This is a genomic window from Sphingomonas sp. (assembly GCF_019635515.1).
Lineage (GTDB): Bacteria > Pseudomonadota > Alphaproteobacteria > Sphingomonadales > Sphingomonadaceae > Sphingomonas.
Genome location: NZ_JAHBZI010000002.1, coordinates 735,068 through 750,000 on the forward strand (window position 1 = coordinate 735,068; position 14,933 = coordinate 750,000).

The following is a 14,933-nucleotide window of genomic DNA, read 5'->3' on the forward strand; positions in this document are numbered from 1 at the left end:
ATGGCTCGGCGGCGTGCGAACCCTATGCGCGCATTTGCGGAGAGTGTCCCCAGCACTGCGACTAGGGTGCGACGAAGCTGCGGTTTACAGCTTCAGCCGGTGGCGGACCTCGCTCCAGTGGCGCGGGCCGACGCGGACGACCGCGCCCGACTTCATCTCCAGCGCCATGTGCCGCCCGATCGCGCTGACGCGCTGGACCGATGCGGGGCGGACGAAGGCCGAGCGATGGACACGGATCATGTGCCGGGGATCGAGCCCGTCCTCCAGCGCCGACATGGTCACCCGGATCATGTGGCTGCGCTCGGGCGTGTGGAGCAGGGCGTAATCCTTGGCCGCCTCGATCCACTCGATCGTGTCGACCGGCACGCGGATCTGCCCGCGCGTGGTGGGGATCCAGAATTCCTCATGATAGTCGCCGCGCAGCGCCGGGGTTTCGCCCTCGTCGTCCTCATCTTCGAAATCCGCCCGATCGGCGCGGGCGAGGACTGTCGGCGCCTCGGCAAAGGCATTCAGCCGGCGCAACACCGACCGGATGCGCGCGAGCAATTCGCGCGGCTCGAACGGCTTCATGACGTAATCGTCGGCGCCGAGTTCGAGGCCGACGACGCGGTCGATGACGTCGCGGCGCGCGGTCAGCATGACGATACCGAGACTTTCGTATCTGGCACGCAGCCGCCGGGCGATGCTGAAGCCATCCTCTTCGGGCATGGTCACATCGAGGACGACCAGCGCGGGCACGCGGCGCAGCAGCAGCGTATCGAGCTCTGCGCCGCCGCCAGCCTCGCCGACTTCGACGCCCTGCTCGCGCAGATAGGCGGCGATCGGCTCGCGCAGATCCTCCTCGTCATCGACCATGATGATATAGGGGGCGGGGGCGGTCTGATCGGGAGCGGTGGTCATGCGAGGTCCATCTGCTGAAGAAAGTGATGCACGGCATCGGGCATGAAGGGCTTTTCGAGCACCGGGCGATCGACGGCCTCAAGGAAGCGCGCCGCGGCGGTGCCGAGCGTGTCGCCGGTGGCGAAGGCCATGCGGCTTTCGAGATCGGGACGCTCGGCCTTGAGCCAGGCGTGGAGTTGCGGGCCATCGATGCCGGGCATGCGCAGGTCGCTGACGATCAGATCATAGTCGCCCTTGGCCAGCCGCTTCCGGGCCTCGGCGCCGCCGACCGCGATATCGCAGGCGAAACCTTCGATCGACAGGAAGTCGGCGAGCGATTCGGCGATTTCCCGCTCGTCGTCGATCACCAGCGCGCGGCGCAGCGGCGCTTCCATTCGCGCCGGGGCAGCCTCGGCCAGCTCGGGTGCGCCCTGCGCGGGGTCGACCGGAAGGGTCAGGCGGAAATGCGCGCCCCGCTTGGCGGGCAGCAGTTCGAGCTTGCCGCCATGCGCCTCGGCCAGCCCCTGCGAGAAGCTGAGGCCGACACCGGTGCCCTCGCCCTGCGGTTTGGTGGTGTAGAAGGGTTCGAAGATGCGGCGGCGCATATCGTCGGGAATGCCTGGGCCATTGTCGATCACCTCGAGGATCACCGTGCCGGCGGTCTCGCCCTCGGCGGTGCGCAGGATCAGCCTGCGGTCGGGCGGGGCGGTGTCGCCCATCGCCTGTTGGGCGTTGACCAGCAGGTTGATGATGATCTGGTGGAGCTGATCCGAATCCGCCGAGATGGTCGGCAGCGCCGCGGCCAGCTCGCGCGTCGCGGCGATGCCGTCGGTGCGTAGCCCATATTCGGCCAGGTCGTAGGCCGCCATCGCCACCGCGTTGAGATCGACCGGCTCGCGCTCGGGGCGCTTCTGGCGGGCCATCGCCAGGAAGGTCTGGACGATGCGCGCGCAGCGATCGGCGGCCTTGCGGATCTTCTGGGCGCGTTCGGCAAGCTCGCCGCCCTGCGACTGGCGCTCCATCATCACCGCCTGGGCGACGACGATCGACAGCGGATTGTTGAGCTCATGGCTGACCCCGGCGAGCAGCGATCCGAGCGCGGAGAGCTTCTCGGTCTGGTAGAGCGTCTCGCGCGAGCGGGCCAAAGCGGCCTCGGCGCGCTTGCGCTCGGTCAGGTCGAGCGTGAAGCCGCCGGTGCGGGCGACGCCGGCGCCGGTGATCGGGAAGACCATCGAGAGGACGTGCCCGTCATTGCCGAGGATCTCGCCGATCTCGATTTCGGCGCTGGCGACTTCGCCTTGCAGCGCCAGCGCTTCGAGGCGCTTGACCTCGGCGGTGATGCGCGGCGGGAACACCTCGTCGGCGTCGGCGCCCTGAACTTCCTCGCGGGCGCGGCCGACGCCGCGCGCGAACTCGGGATTGACGCGGACATAGCGGCCATCGGCGTCCTTGAGGTGCATCGCCACGGGCGCGTTCTCCAGGAACGCGGATAGCTGCGCCTCGCTTTCGGCCAGCCGCTCTTCCGAATGGGCGCGTTCGAGCACGGCGAGCGTGCGGTCGGCAAGATCGCGGACAAGATCGACTTCGCCGTCGCTCCAGCGGCGCGGGCTGCTCTGCTGGACCGACAGCACGCCGACGATCTCCCCGCCGCGCATCATCGGCAGCGTCAGCACCGCATGGATGTTGAGACTGTCGAACAGCGGCTTGTTGCTCGCGTCGAAGCGCGGATCGGTGGCGGTGTCGTCGACGCGCACCGGCAGGCCGCTCGAATGCGCCGCCGCCAGCTTGTCGCCGAGCACGCTCAGCGGATAGCGCTCATGCGTCGCGTTGAGCACGCCCTCGGTCCATTCCTGGAGCACGCGCAATTCCTGGCCCTGATGGCTGGTCTCGGCGAAATTGGTGCGCATGACGCCGAGATGCTCGCCCAGCGCCGCCAGCGTCTCGCCAAGGATCTCGCGAGCGTTGGTACGGTCGCGGATGCGGTCGTTCCACGCGATCAGGAACGCCTGGTTGCGCTCGCGCTCCTGCAACGTGGCCTCGGCATGGGCGCGTTCGAGCACGACCCAGGCGCGCTCGGCAATGTCGCGCATCAGCTGCAATTCGCTCGGCCGCCACTGCCGCGGATTCCTGTCATGAACCGAGAGGATCGAGCGCATCTGCCCGTCCCGCACCAGCGGCACGCTGATGAAGGCGCGGATGCTGGTGTCGCGGTAGCGCCTGGCGGCGGCCGCGTCGACGCGGGGATCGTCGATCACATCGTCATAGCAGACGAGATCGCCGCTCACCCATTCCTTGTCGACCGACGCGCTGATGCTGCCAAGCGTGATCCTGGCGCCGAGATTGCTGGAGACGCCGTCGCGCCATTCGCCCTCGACGGTGAAGACGCGGCCTTCGGCGTCGCTTTCCGAATAGGTGGCGCGGGCGATGCCTAGATGGGCACCGAGCCGTTCGAGCGTGGTGGCGATGATCGCCTGCGGGCTGGTCTCGCGGCGGACCTTGTCGCTCCACGCGATCAGGAACGCCTGATTGCGCTCGCGTTCCTGCAATGCGGTCTGGACGCGGGCGCGCTCGAGCGCGACCCAGGTACGCTCGGCGATGTCGCGCATCAGCTGGATTTCGCCGTCTCGCCAGCCGCGCGGCGCGCTCTGCTGGATCGACAGCGCCGAGCGCATCTGTCCGCCCTGCACCAGCGGCACCGAGATGAATGCGCTGATCTGCGCGCCGAGATAGCGCTCGCTCGCGGCCGTTTCCAGGCGCGGATCGTGCGCGACATCGTCGTAGCGAATGACTTCGCCGATGGTCCATTCGCGGTCGACCGCCGCGCCGACATTCTCGAGGAAGAAGCTGTTGCCGCGGATCGAGGAGACCGATGCGTCCCGCCATTCGCCGGTGACGGTGAAGCGCCGGCCGGTGGTGTCGCATTCGGCATAGGTGGTGCGGGTGGCGCCGAGATGGTTGCCGAGCCATTCGAGCGTGGTGCCCATGATCGCATCGGGGCAGGTTGCGCCGCGCACCCGGTCACTCCAGTCGATCAGGAACGCCTGATGCCGCTCGCGCTCGGCCAGCTCGGCCTGGGCACGGGCGCGCTCAAGGCTGACCCAGGTGCGCTCGGCGATATCGCGGAGCAGCTGGATTTCGCTATCGCGCCAGTGCCGCGCCGCATTGTGCTGGACCGACAATGCCGAGCGGACACGGCCATTTTCGATCAGCGGCACGCTGACGAACGCCTGGATCTGCGCGCCGAGATAGGCGGGGACGTAATCGGGCTCGACGCGCGGATCGCTGACGACATCGTCGTAGCGGACGATCGCGCCGGCCAGCCATTCGCGCTCGACCGTCTCGCCGACATCGTCGAGCGAGAATTGGGTGTTGGTGATGCTGTTGACCTGCTCATCGCGCCATTCGCCGAGGATCGAGAAGATCCGCCCGCTCGCATCACTCTCCGAATAAGTGGCGCGGGTGATGCCAAGATGGCGCCCGAGCCATTCGAGCGTCACCGCCATGATCGCCTGCGGGCTGGTTTCGCCGCGCACCCGGTCGCCCCAGTCGATGACGAACGCCTGGTGGCGCTCGCGCTCCTGTAGCTGGGCCTCGGCGCGGGCGCGGGCAAGCGCGGCCCAGACCCGCTCGGCCAGTTCCTCGGCCAGTTCGATCTCGTCCGCGCTCCAGTGGCGGCTATCGGTATCGAGGACCGCCAGCATCGCCACCGGCTTGCCTTCCTTGACGATCGGCACGTTGATGCTCGAGCGCACGCCCATGAGATTGGCGGCGCGTTGCACGGGATCGTCGCCGGCGCGGCCGAGCATGCGATTGTCGGCGACGACGCGGCTTTCGCTCCACGAATAGCGCTCGGCGAGGCTGGTGAACGCCTGGATCAGGCTGAAGCGCGCTGAGGGGTTGGACTGCTCGACCCCGTCGGCGGCGTGGAACGCCTCCAGCGTCTCGGGATCGCCGCCGACCGTCTCGCCGTAGAGGAAATGCGGGATTTGCATGTGCTCGGCGAGCAGTTTGGCGAGGACGGTGAGGATCGCGGCGGGCTCGGTCAGGTCGCGCGACTGATCGTGAAAGGCGCGCAGCACCGCCTGGCGGCGGTCGTGCGCGTGGCGGTCGCTCAGATCGATCTGGACGCCGCACCAACGCGCGATCGCGCCATGATCGTCGCGGATCGGCACCGCCTTGCTGAGATAGGGCTTGTAGACCCCGTCGCGCCCGCGCATGCGCAGATGCACCGCCGCCATCTCGCCCTCTGCGCGCATCCGGTCCCACAGCGCGATGGCGACCGGCAGATCTTCGGGATGGACGACGCCGCGGGGATCGCCGCGCTCGGCCGAGGTGCCGTCGAACATGTCGTGCCATTGCTGATTCGCCCAGATCAGCCGGCCATTGTCGCCGCCGACCCAGCACAGGCCCTGGATGTTCTCGGCGAGATGACGGAACTGCTCCTCGCTCTCGCGCGGCGTCAGCGCGTCGAGCGACTCTAGTCCGGCAAATGGCTCGCGCGCCCGGTCCCGCATCCGATGGATCCCCTCGCCGCCATTCGTAGCGAAAAGTCGTTACGCTGCTAAGGGGCGGTTTGTCGGCCCGGTCGCGGCACCCCGCACGTTCGTCGCAGTTTCGTCGCATCCGTCGCAAGGCGTGACGCGTGCCCGCGCGAATGCCGCATCCCCTGGTCATGCGCAGCGCAACCGCCGGGTCCGGCACGATTACCGCCGGCACGGGCGAGAAACAGCATGATCTGGCCGTCGGCTGCTTCGCGTCGATATGCCGCGACCGGCTGGCCGACGAATTGCTCGAATTCTCGCGGGTGTGCCCGAAGGTCGATATCGGCGTGCACGAAATGGGGCGCGGCGCTCTGCTCGCGTCGCTGCGACGGGGCGATCTGTCGCTGGCGGTGCTGCCGGGCGGCGACGAGCCGGGCACGCGTTCGCAGGAGGTGTGGCACGATCGGGTGATGGTCGCGGTGCCGCACGGCCACAGGCTCGCCGCCGCCAAGGCCGCGGTGCTTCCGTCCGATCTGCGCGATCAGCCCGTCCTCGTCTCGCGCCAGCAATATGGCAGCGACATGCACCGCTTCCTCGCGGGGATGATCCTGCCCGCCGGCGCGGCGCTCGACGCCACCATCGTCGATGTCGGGCCGGCGCGGCTGGTCGATCGGGTCGCGGCGGGCGCGGGGGTGACGCTGATCTGCGAGAGCCATGTCGCGCATCTCGCCGCCGATGTGACCGTGCTGCCCGTCTTCGCCAATGGCGCGCGCTTCCCGGTGCGCGCCTATTGGACCGATGCCGAGCCCGAATGGCCGCTTTCGGCGCTGATCGGCAGTTTGACGCACCGCTAACCTCTGGCGCTTGGCTTCGGTTCGGGGCAACAGGGGCACCATGCAGACCGAAAGCAAGGCCCCCCTTATCGTTGGGCTGGGCGGCACCGTCGCCGTCGCCAGCTCGTCCGAGCGGATCACCCGCAAGATCCTCGAGGCGTGCGAGGAGCGCGGCGCGCGCACCCGGCTGTTCGCGGGACCCGAGCTCGATTTCCCGACCTATGGCACCAGCGACGAGCGCTGCGACAATGCCCGTGAACTCGTCGCGGCGCTGCGCGAGGCGGGCGGGGTGGTGATCGTCTCGCCGGGCTATCACGGCACGATCTCGGGGATGCTCAAGAACGCGCTCGATTATGTGCAGGACATGGCCAAGGACGAACGGCCCTATTTCGACGGCCGCGCGGTGGGCCTGGCGGCGGTGGCGGCCGGCTGGCAGGCGACGGGCAGCACGCTGGCGACGCTCAGGGCCATCGCCCATGCCCTGCGCGGCTGGCCGACGCCGCTGGGCGTGACCATCAATTCGCTCAAGCCGGTCTTTGATATGGAGGGTCATTTCGCCGATGCGGCGGTTCGCGGACAGGTTGCGGCGATGGCGGACCAGCTGATGGAGTTCGCCAATATGCGCGCGCTGGCGCGGGAGCATGCCGGCAAATGAGGCTGCGCTCGCTGCTGTTCGTACCCGGTGACCGGCCGGAGCGCTTCGCCAAGGCCGAGGCGAGCGGCGCGGACGCGCTGATCCTCGATCTGGAGGATTCGGTGAGCCCGGAGAAGAAGCCCGAGGCACGCGCGGCGGTGGCGGCATGGCTGGCGGGCGCGCAGGGCACGACCTGCCTGGTGCGGGTAAACCCGATCGACAGCGAGCATGTCCGCGCCGATCTCGACGCGGCAAAGGGCGCGGACGGGATCGTGCTGCCCAAGGCCGAGGGCGCGGCTTCGGTCAGGGCGCTGCTGGCGATGGGCGATTGCCCGCCGGTCCTGCCGATCGCCACCGAGACGGCGGCGGCGGTGTTCCAGCTCGGCAGCTATCGCGAGGTCGCGGCGCATCTGCTCGGGCTGACCTGGGGTGCCGAAGACCTGCCCGCGGCGATCGGCGCGGTATCGTCGCGCGAGGCCGATGGCGGCTATACACCGCCTTATCAGATGGTCCGGGCGCTGACCCTGTTCGGGGCGCATGCCGCGGGGGTGGCGCCGATCGAGACGGTCTATCCGGACATCGCCGATGCCGAGGGCCTCGCCGCCTATGTCGCGCGCGGCCGCCGCGACGGATTCACCGGCATGATGGCGATCCACCCGGCGCAGGTGGCGGCGATCAACGCCGGGTTTTCGCCGAGCGAGGCGGAGATCGAGCATGCCCGCGCGATCGTCCAGGCCTTTGCCGACAATCCCGGTGCGGGGGCGCTCAAGCTGGGCGGCAAGATGATCGATCGGCCGCATCTGAAGCAGGCCGAGGCGCTGTTGGCGCGGGCACCTTGCGGATAACTGTTCTACCGCGTTGCAGCGTTCCGCGAATCTGCTAGGTACCCCGCCCCAATGGCACGTATCGAAACGCCCAAGCGGATCCGGGGTACCCAGGACATATTCGGCGAGGAGCAGCGGCGGTTCGCCGCGGTCCTCGACGCATTCGATCGCGTGCGCCGTCTGTACTGTTTCCAGCGCGTCGAAATCCCGGTGTTCGAGGCGACCGGCGTGTTCGCGCGCTCGATGGGCGAGACCAGCGATGTCGTCTCGAAGGAGATGTACACCTTCGAGGACAAGGGCGGCGACCTGATCACGCTCAGGCCCGAATTCACCGCCGGCATCTGCCGCGCGTTCATCACCGAGGGCTGGCAGCAGCACGCGCCGATGAAGCTGGTCACTTCGGGGCCGGTGTTCCGCTACGAGCGGCCGCAAAAGGGGCGTTTCCGCCAGTTCCACCAATTGGACGCCGAGATCATCGGCGCGGCCGAGCCGGCGGCGGACGTCGAATTGCTGGTGCTGGCCGATCAACTGCTGCGCGAGCTGGGGATTGCGGACGGGGTGACGCTGCAGCTCAACACGCTCGGCGATGCCGAGACGCGCGATGCGTGGCGGGCGGCGCTGGTGGCGCATTTCGAGCAGCATCGCGGCGAACTGTCCGAGGACAGCGTGACGCGGCTCGACAAGAACCCGCTGCGGATCCTCGATTCGAAGGATCCGCGCGACCGCCCGATCGCCGACAGCGCGCCGGGGATCGACAAGTTTTTGACCGAAGAGGCGGCGGCCTTCTTCAAGGCGGTGACTGACGGGCTCGACGCGGCGGGGGTCAAGTGGACGCGAAACGACCGGCTGGTGCGCGGACTCGATTACTACCGCCACACCGCGTTCGAGTTTGTCACCGACCGGCTCGGCGCGCAGGGAACGGTGCTCGCCGGCGGGCGCTATGACGGGCTGATCGGCAATCTGGGCGGGCCGGAGACGGCTGGCGTGGGTTGGGCGGCTGGGGTTGAGCGGCTGGCGATGTTGATTGCGGAGCCTTCTGTCGAGGCAATGCAGGTCGCCGTGGTCGTGGAGGCGGTTGGTCACGAGAATGCGGCAACGGCGCTGCTCGCCGATATTCGCCGCGCCGGGGTGCGTGCCGAATTGTTCGCCGCGGGCAGCCCCAAGAAGCGATACGAGCGCGCGTTGAAGGCGGGCCCGGCGATGACGGTGTCGTTCCAGGAGCAAACCGTCAGCCCGCGCGTGCTGCGCGCCAATGAGGTCGATGCGGAGCTGGTGACGGGGTTGATCAAATGAACATCCCCCCCGATCGCATCGCCGCCATCGAAGCGCGCCGCGACGAGTTGCAGGCGCAGATGGCGACCGGCGACCTGCCCGGCGACAAGTTCGTCGCGGTCTCCAAGGAATATGCCGAGCTGGAGCCGGTCGCCAAGGCGGCGGGCGAGGTGCGGCGGCTGCGCGCCGAGGCGGAATCGCTGCAGGCGATGACGCAGGACGGCGATGACGAACTGCGCCAGATGGCGTCCGAGGAGCTGCACGAGAATGCGCTCGCGCTCGAACAGGCCGAGCGGGCGCTGGCGCTGTCGCTGCTGCCGCGCGATGCCGCTGACGAGCGCGCGGCGATGCTCGAAATCCGCGCCGGCACCGGTGGCGACGAGGCGGCGTTGTTCGCGGGCGACCTGTTCCGCATGTACCAGAAATATGCCGAATCTCAGGGGTGGAAGGTCGAGCTGATCTCGTCCTCGGCATCGGACGCCGGCGGGTTCAAGGAAGCCATCGCCTCGGTCGCCGGCAAGGGCGTGTTCGCCAAGCTGAAGTTCGAGAGCGGGGTCCACCGTGTCCAGCGCGTGCCGGCGACCGAGACCCAGGGGCGCATCCATACCTCGGCGGCGACGGTGGCGGTGCTGCCCGAAGCCGAGGAGGTCGATGTCAGGATCGAGGACAAGGACCTGCGCATCGATATCTATCGCGCGTCGGGCCCGGGCGGGCAGGGGGTCAACACCACCGACTCCGCCGTGCGCATCACCCATTTGCCGACCGGGCTGGTGGTGATCCAGCAGGACGAGCGATCGCAGCACAAGAACCGCGCCAAGGCGATGCAGGTGCTGCGCACGCGGCTGTACGAACAGGAGCGCGAGCGGCTGCACAATGAGCGGGCTGGCGCGCGATCGTCGATGGTGGGATCGGGCGACCGTTCGGAGCGCATCCGCACCTATAATTTCCCGCAGGGGCGTGTGACCGACCACCGCATCAACCTGACGCTGCACCGCCTGCCCGAGATCGTGGCGGGGGAGATGGACGAGCTGATCGGCGCGCTGGTGGCGCAGGACGAGGCCGACCGGCTGGCGCAGCTGGATTCATGATCCGCGCGGCGCTCGCTGCCGCGACCCAGCGTCTTGCCGAAATCAGCGATACCCCTCGTCTCGATGCCGAGCTGCTGATGGCGCACGCGCTGGGAGTGGCGCGCGACGATCTGCTGATGCGGCATATCGAGGCGTCGGCGCCTGACGGGTTCGAGGCTCTGGTCGCGCGGCGGCTGGCGCACGAGCCGGTGGCCTATATCACCGGCAGCCGCGGCTTCTGGTCGATCGATCTCGCGGTGGGGCCGGGGGTGCTGATCCCGCGGCCCGACAGCGAGGCGCTGATCGAAGCGGCGATTGCGCATTTCGGTGCGGGCGCGCCGGCGGCGGTGCTCGATCTCGGCACGGGGCCGGGAACGCTGCTGCTCGCGGCGCTCGACCATTGGCCGGAGGCGCGAGGGCTGGGAGTGGACCGGTCCGCGGTGGCGCTCGGCTATGCGCGGGACAATGCCGCGCGGCTGGGCATGGCGGATCGCGTGGCGTGGCGGCTCGGCGACTGGGCCGGGGGTATCGAGGAGCGGTTCGACCTTATCCTCTGCAATCCGCCCTATATCGGCACCGAGGAGGCGATCGGCGAGGATGTGCGGCGCTTCGAACCGGCGTCGGCACTGTTCGCCGGTGCGGACGGGCTCGACGATTATCGCCGCGTCATTCCCCAGCTTCGCGGCCTGCTCGCGCCGGGCGGGTGCGCGGTGCTGGAGATCGGCTGGACCCAGGCCGGGGCGGTATCGCGACTTGCCCTGGACCAGGGTTTTTCGCTGCGGGTGCGAAACGACCTTGGCGGGCGTCCCAGAGCGGTGCTGCTGACTTGAATCTCCCTGTGTACAACCCATATTTGTGCTTGGAGTTTGGTGTTGCGCCCGCTAAGACAGCGACGGGGCAGGGTAGCTTTCGCAAACAAAGCCACTGAACGAATGGGCGGCGACGCTCAGCTCCACTCCATAGTCATGCGAGCTGCTGCAGTCCGGCAGCCGTGACACGCGGATGCGCCGGGCGAGGCGCCTTCGCACAGGTAAACTGCATCCGGGACCCGAAATTGGACCGACGGACAGCTTGGTAAGACAGGACAGACAGACCTTGATGAACAATCGTCAGGCTAATAACGGCCGCCGTCGCGGCCGTGGCGGTCAGCAGCGCACCGGTGGCAATTCCGGCCAGCGCGACAATGGTAACCGCATTGACAATCGCGCCCGCGGCAACGCCGCGCAGCTGCTCGAGAAATACAAGAATCTCGCAGCCGACGCCCAGCGGCAGGGCGACCGCGTCAACGCCGAATATTATCTCCAGTTCGCCGATCATTATTTCCGCGTGCTGAGCGAGAGCCGTTCACGCTTCGAAGAGCAGAATCCCCAGGCCCGCCGTCCGCAGGAAGCGAACGACGACCAGGACGACGACTTCGATTACGAGGCCGATGGCAACCGCGGCGGCGAGGAGCGCCAGCAGCGCGACTATCGTGAGCCCCGCGAAGCCCGTGGCGATCGCGAAGATCGCGGCAATCGCGACGATCGTGGCAACCGCGACGCTGGCCGCGAAGAGCGTGGTGCCCGCGACGACCGCGAGCCGCGCCGCAACGGTCGCGCCAATGGCTATGCCAATGGTCATGGCAGCGAAGGCGAGCCGGGCACGCAGGAAAGCCTTGGCGAGGAGCGCGCCGAGCGTCAGGAGCGTCCCGAACGTCAGGAACGTGCCGAGCGTCCGCGCCGCGCCGCCCGTCCGCGCCGCGAGGAAGCCGCCGAGGGTGATCATGGCATCGACGCCGCGGTGCTGCCGCCGGCATTCGGCGCCGACCTGTCGGCCGAGCCGCAGGCCGAAGCGCCCGAGAAGAAGCCCCGCCGCCGCCGCGCCCGCAGCGACGACAGTGAAGCTCCGATCGCCTGATAGCTCGCGAAGGGCCTAGCCCTTCCATATCAACCTGCTAGCATCCTCCCTGACCACAGTCGGGAGGATGCTATGCGTTTGGCCGCACTCGTTCTGGCGGGCTTGTCCGCGACACTCCCCCTTGCCGCGCAGGCGCAGACCGCCGCCGCTGCCGACCCTGACGCCACCGCGCAGGGCGATGTCGCCGTCACCATCTACAACAACGATCTGGCGCTGGTGCAGGACAAGCGCACGCTGACGCTGCCCAATGGCCGCACCCGCCAGGAATTCCCCGATGTCTCGGCGGGCATCCGCCCGGAGACGGTGACGCTGAGCGGCGCCGGCATCAATATCGTCGAGCAGAATTTCGACTTCGACCTGCTGACGCCCGACAAATTGATGAGCAAGGCGGTGGGCCGCAACGTCACGCTGATCGGCAAGGATGGCCAGCCGCGCGAGACCGCCAGGGTGCTCGCCAACAATGGCGGGACGATCCTCCAGGTCGGCGACCGTATCGAGATCCTCGACCGGATGAACGCGCGTGTCGTCTTCTCCTCGCTGCCGCCGAACCTGCGCGCGCGGCCGACCTTGTCGGTGACGCTCGACAGCGCCAGCGCCGGGGCGCGGCCGGTGACGCTCAACTATCTGTCGCGCGGGCTCGGCTGGAAGGCCGATTATGTCGCCTTGTTCGACGAGGCCGCCGGCAAGATCGACGTGCAGGGCTGGATCACGCTGACCAACAACAGCGGCACCACCTTCAGCAAGGCGAGCACCCTGCTGGTCGCCGGTGCGGTCGGCGGCAATGACAATGGCCGGCCGCGTTACTACCGCCCGCCGCCCCCGCCGCCGGGCAATGCCGCCGGGACCGAGAGCGCCAGCCGCGAGCGGCTCGGCGACTTCTATGTCTATCCGCTGGCCGAGCGGACGACGATCGCCAACGCCCAGCAGAAGCAGGTGAGCTTCCTCGACGTCAGCGGCGCTCCCGCCAACAAGGCCTATTTCTATCGCAACAACTGGCTGGGCCGCAGCGACGAGGCGCAGAGCGTGGACACCGTGCTGCGCTTCTCGTCGTCGCGCGAGGGTGGCCTCGGCGATGCGCTGCCGGCGGGCACGGTGCGCGTCTATATGCGCGATGCGCGCGGGCAGCCGCAGTTCATCGGCGAGAGCAATATCGATCACACCCCGATGGGATCGCGCCTCGCGCTCAAGACCGGCGAGGCGTTCGACGTGAAGGTGCAGCCGACCGTCGAGAAGCGCGAGAAGCTGGGCGACAGCAAATGGCGCACGACGATGCGCTACCGGCTGACCAACGCCCGCGACGCGGCGGTGACGGTCGAGCTGGCCCAGGCCGGGCTCGACAGCTGGTGGAAGGATACCCGCATCGAGAGCGAATCCCAACCAAGCGACCGCAGCGATGCCGATCAGGCGCTGTGGAAAGTCGCGGTGCCGGCGAATGGCGAGACGATCGTCACCGCCGTCTTCATCACGCGCTACTAAGGCGGATGCGCGTGCTCCGCGCATTGCTGGTGCTGGCCGCGGCATGGCTTGCGGCCGACGCGGCGTGCGCGCAGACGGTGACCTCGGAAAAGCCCGACAGCGTCTCGGTCTCGATCTACCGCGCGACCGATCGCGGCGCCGACGATCCGATCGAGCTGCAATGGCTCGGCGGCTATGCGCTGATCACCGAGACGCGGACCGTGACCATCCCGCAGGGCCGCGCCGTGATCCGCTTCGAAGGCGTGGCGGGACGCATCCTGCCCGAAAGCGTGATCGTCACCGGGCTGCCCGAAGGGGTGCGCGAGAAGAATATGGACGCCGATCTGCTGTCCGAAGCCAGCCTGTATGCGCGCAGCCTCAACCGGCCGGTGACGATCCGCCGGACCGTGGACGGCAAGCAGATCGAGGAGCGGGCGATCATCCGCTCCGGCGCGGACGGCGCGGCGATCTTCGAAACCGCGCAGGGTTTCTTCGCGGCGGATTGCCGCCGGCCCGAGGAGATCGTCTATGATCGCGTGCCGGCGGGCCTGTCCGCCAAGCCGACGCTGTCGGTCGAGACCGAGAGCCCGCGTTCGGGGCGGGTGCGGCTGACGCTGTCCTATCTCGCCTGGGGCTATGACTGGCAGGCCAATTACGTCGCGACGATGCACCCCGGCGGCAAGACCGCCGATCTGTTCGCCTGGGTGACGCTCGCCAATGGCGACGTGACGAGCTTCGACAATGCCGAGGCGATGGTGATCGCCGGGCGGCCCAATCGCGAGGATTATGACGAGCCGGAAGCGCCCGAGGCGGAACCGCTGAGCTTTCGGTGCCTGGCGCTGCCGGCGCCAGAAATCTCGGTAACCGTACTACCCGCGCCCGAGCTTGAGGCGAGGGGCATCAATACGGTCGCCGAAGCTTTGCAGCGGGTCTCCGCCGATGGGATTGGTGACATCATCGTCACCGGATCGCTGGTGCGGCAGGAAAATCTCGGTGATTTCAAGCTCTACCGGATTCCACACAACACGACGGTCGCGTCGCTGAGCCAGAAGCAGGTGGCGTTGCTCGATCAGCCTTCGGTTCCGGTCGAGGTGGTCTATCGCAGCCGCGTCTATGATGACGAGTTGCGGGACGAGGATCGGCCGGTCGAGCTGGTGCTGCGCGCGCAGAACAGGAAGGAGAAGGGGCTCGGGCTGCCGCTGCCCCAGGGGTCGGTCGCGGTATTCGAGCCGCAGGGCGGGCAGCGGCTGCTGATCGGCGAGGGCGCGATCACCGACAAGGCGATCGGCGAGGAAGTCGAGGTCGAGATGAGCGCGGCGACTCAGGTCGGCGCGACGATCGAGGCGGGCGAGAGCGGACGCGGCTGGGAAGAGCATCTGCTCCAGGTGTCGAACGCCAATCCCTATCCGGTGCGCTACGAGGCCGAGCTGGAGGTCAGCGATTCCTACAGGCTGGGCAAGGCATCGGCGCGGCTGATCCGGCGCAAGAGCCGCGACGTCTGGATCGTCGAAGTGCCCGCCAACGGCACCGCGCAGCTGCGCTATCGGCTGAAGCATGTCGATTAGCCCGTGCAATCGCGTGCGTTTCGTGGG

Annotated in this window: 11 protein-coding genes; 9 read left to right on the plus strand and 2 right to left on the minus strand. The window is 68.3% G+C overall.

Annotation, left to right across the window (positions count from 1 at the left end; translation table 11 throughout):
* Nucleotides 1–84: 84 nt before the first annotated feature.
* Complete coding sequence (locus KF730_RS15925) at nucleotides 85–900, minus strand: response regulator (RefSeq protein WP_294099013.1); 816 nt, start codon at nucleotides 898–900, stop codon at nucleotides 85–87.
* The gene (locus tag KF730_RS15930) at nucleotides 897–5,393 is read right to left on the minus strand and encodes a GAF domain-containing protein (RefSeq protein WP_294099016.1); all 4,497 of its coding nucleotides are present in this window, start codon (nucleotides 5,391–5,393) and stop codon (nucleotides 897–899) included. The genes KF730_RS15925 and KF730_RS15930 overlap by 4 nt, the downstream gene beginning before the upstream one ends.
* A gap of 158 nt (nucleotides 5,394–5,551) precedes the next feature.
* On the opposite strand from KF730_RS15930, the gene KF730_RS15935 reads away from it, so the two are divergent.
* From KF730_RS15935 to KF730_RS15975, 9 genes are all read left to right on the plus strand, one after another.
* Entirely contained in the window at nucleotides 5,552–6,214 is a 663-nt protein-coding gene (locus tag KF730_RS15935; protein WP_294099019.1) for a LysR family substrate-binding domain-containing protein, read from the plus strand.
* Between the two features lie 40 nt (nucleotides 6,215–6,254).
* On the plus strand, nucleotides 6,255–6,848 hold the full coding sequence (locus KF730_RS15940) for an NAD(P)H-dependent oxidoreductase (protein ID WP_294099022.1): 594 nt from the start codon (nucleotides 6,255–6,257) through the stop codon (nucleotides 6,846–6,848).
* Entirely contained in the window at nucleotides 6,845–7,672 is an 828-nt protein-coding gene (locus tag KF730_RS15945) for a CoA ester lyase (protein WP_294099023.1), read from the plus strand. The genes KF730_RS15940 and KF730_RS15945 overlap by 4 nt, the downstream gene beginning before the upstream one ends.
* A 51-nt stretch (nucleotides 7,673–7,723) precedes the next feature.
* The gene (hisS, locus tag KF730_RS15950) at nucleotides 7,724–8,944 is read left to right on the plus strand and encodes a histidine--tRNA ligase (RefSeq protein WP_294099024.1); all 1,221 of its coding nucleotides are present in this window, start codon (nucleotides 7,724–7,726) and stop codon (nucleotides 8,942–8,944) included.
* Nucleotides 8,941–10,011 carry a peptide chain release factor 1 gene (prfA, locus tag KF730_RS15955; RefSeq protein WP_294099025.1) on the plus strand — a complete coding sequence of 357 codons (1,071 nt, stop codon included), beginning with the start codon at nucleotides 8,941–8,943 and terminating at the stop codon, nucleotides 10,009–10,011. Before hisS ends, prfA begins: the two co-directional genes overlap by 4 nt.
* The gene (gene prmC / locus KF730_RS15960) at nucleotides 10,008–10,820 is read left to right on the plus strand and encodes a peptide chain release factor N(5)-glutamine methyltransferase (RefSeq protein WP_294099028.1); all 813 of its coding nucleotides are present in this window, start codon (nucleotides 10,008–10,010) and stop codon (nucleotides 10,818–10,820) included. The genes prfA and prmC overlap by 4 nt, the downstream gene beginning before the upstream one ends.
* A gap of 265 nt (nucleotides 10,821–11,085) precedes the next feature.
* Complete coding sequence (locus tag KF730_RS15965) at nucleotides 11,086–11,886, plus strand: DUF4167 domain-containing protein (RefSeq protein ID WP_294099032.1); 801 nt, start codon at nucleotides 11,086–11,088, stop codon at nucleotides 11,884–11,886.
* Between the two features lie 72 nt (nucleotides 11,887–11,958).
* Nucleotides 11,959–13,362 (plus strand): DUF4139 domain-containing protein, encoded by a 1,404-nt coding sequence (locus KF730_RS15970; RefSeq protein WP_294099035.1) that lies wholly within the window; start codon nucleotides 11,959–11,961, stop codon nucleotides 13,360–13,362.
* Nucleotides 13,363–13,367: 5 nt separating this feature from the next.
* Nucleotides 13,368–14,906 carry a hypothetical protein gene (locus tag KF730_RS15975; protein WP_294099038.1) on the plus strand — a complete coding sequence of 513 codons (1,539 nt, stop codon included), beginning with the start codon at nucleotides 13,368–13,370 and terminating at the stop codon, nucleotides 14,904–14,906.
* Nucleotides 14,907–14,933 lie beyond the last annotated feature (27 nt).

Bases quoted from the DNA above. Each gene is read 5' to 3' on its own strand.
- KF730_RS15925 (WP_294099013.1), bottom strand. From the start codon at position 900: ATGACCACCGCTCCCGATCAGACCGCCCCCGCCCCCTATATCATCATG.
- KF730_RS15930 (WP_294099016.1), bottom strand. From the start codon at position 5,393: ATGCGGGACCGGGCGCGCGAGCCATTTGCCGGACTAGAGTCGCTCGAC.
- KF730_RS15935 (WP_294099019.1), top strand. From the start codon at position 5,552: ATGCGCAGCGCAACCGCCGGGTCCGGCACGATTACCGCCGGCACGGGC.
- KF730_RS15940 (WP_294099022.1), top strand. From the start codon at position 6,255: ATGCAGACCGAAAGCAAGGCCCCCCTTATCGTTGGGCTGGGCGGCACC.
- KF730_RS15945 (WP_294099023.1), top strand. From the start codon at position 6,845: ATGAGGCTGCGCTCGCTGCTGTTCGTACCCGGTGACCGGCCGGAGCGC.
- hisS (WP_294099024.1), top strand. From the start codon at position 7,724: ATGGCACGTATCGAAACGCCCAAGCGGATCCGGGGTACCCAGGACATA.
- prfA (WP_294099025.1), top strand. From the start codon at position 8,941: ATGAACATCCCCCCCGATCGCATCGCCGCCATCGAAGCGCGCCGCGAC.
- prmC (WP_294099028.1), top strand. From the start codon at position 10,008: ATGATCCGCGCGGCGCTCGCTGCCGCGACCCAGCGTCTTGCCGAAATC.
- KF730_RS15970 (WP_294099035.1), top strand. From the start codon at position 11,959: ATGCGTTTGGCCGCACTCGTTCTGGCGGGCTTGTCCGCGACACTCCCC.
- KF730_RS15975 (WP_294099038.1), top strand. From the start codon at position 13,368: ATGCGCGTGCTCCGCGCATTGCTGGTGCTGGCCGCGGCATGGCTTGCG.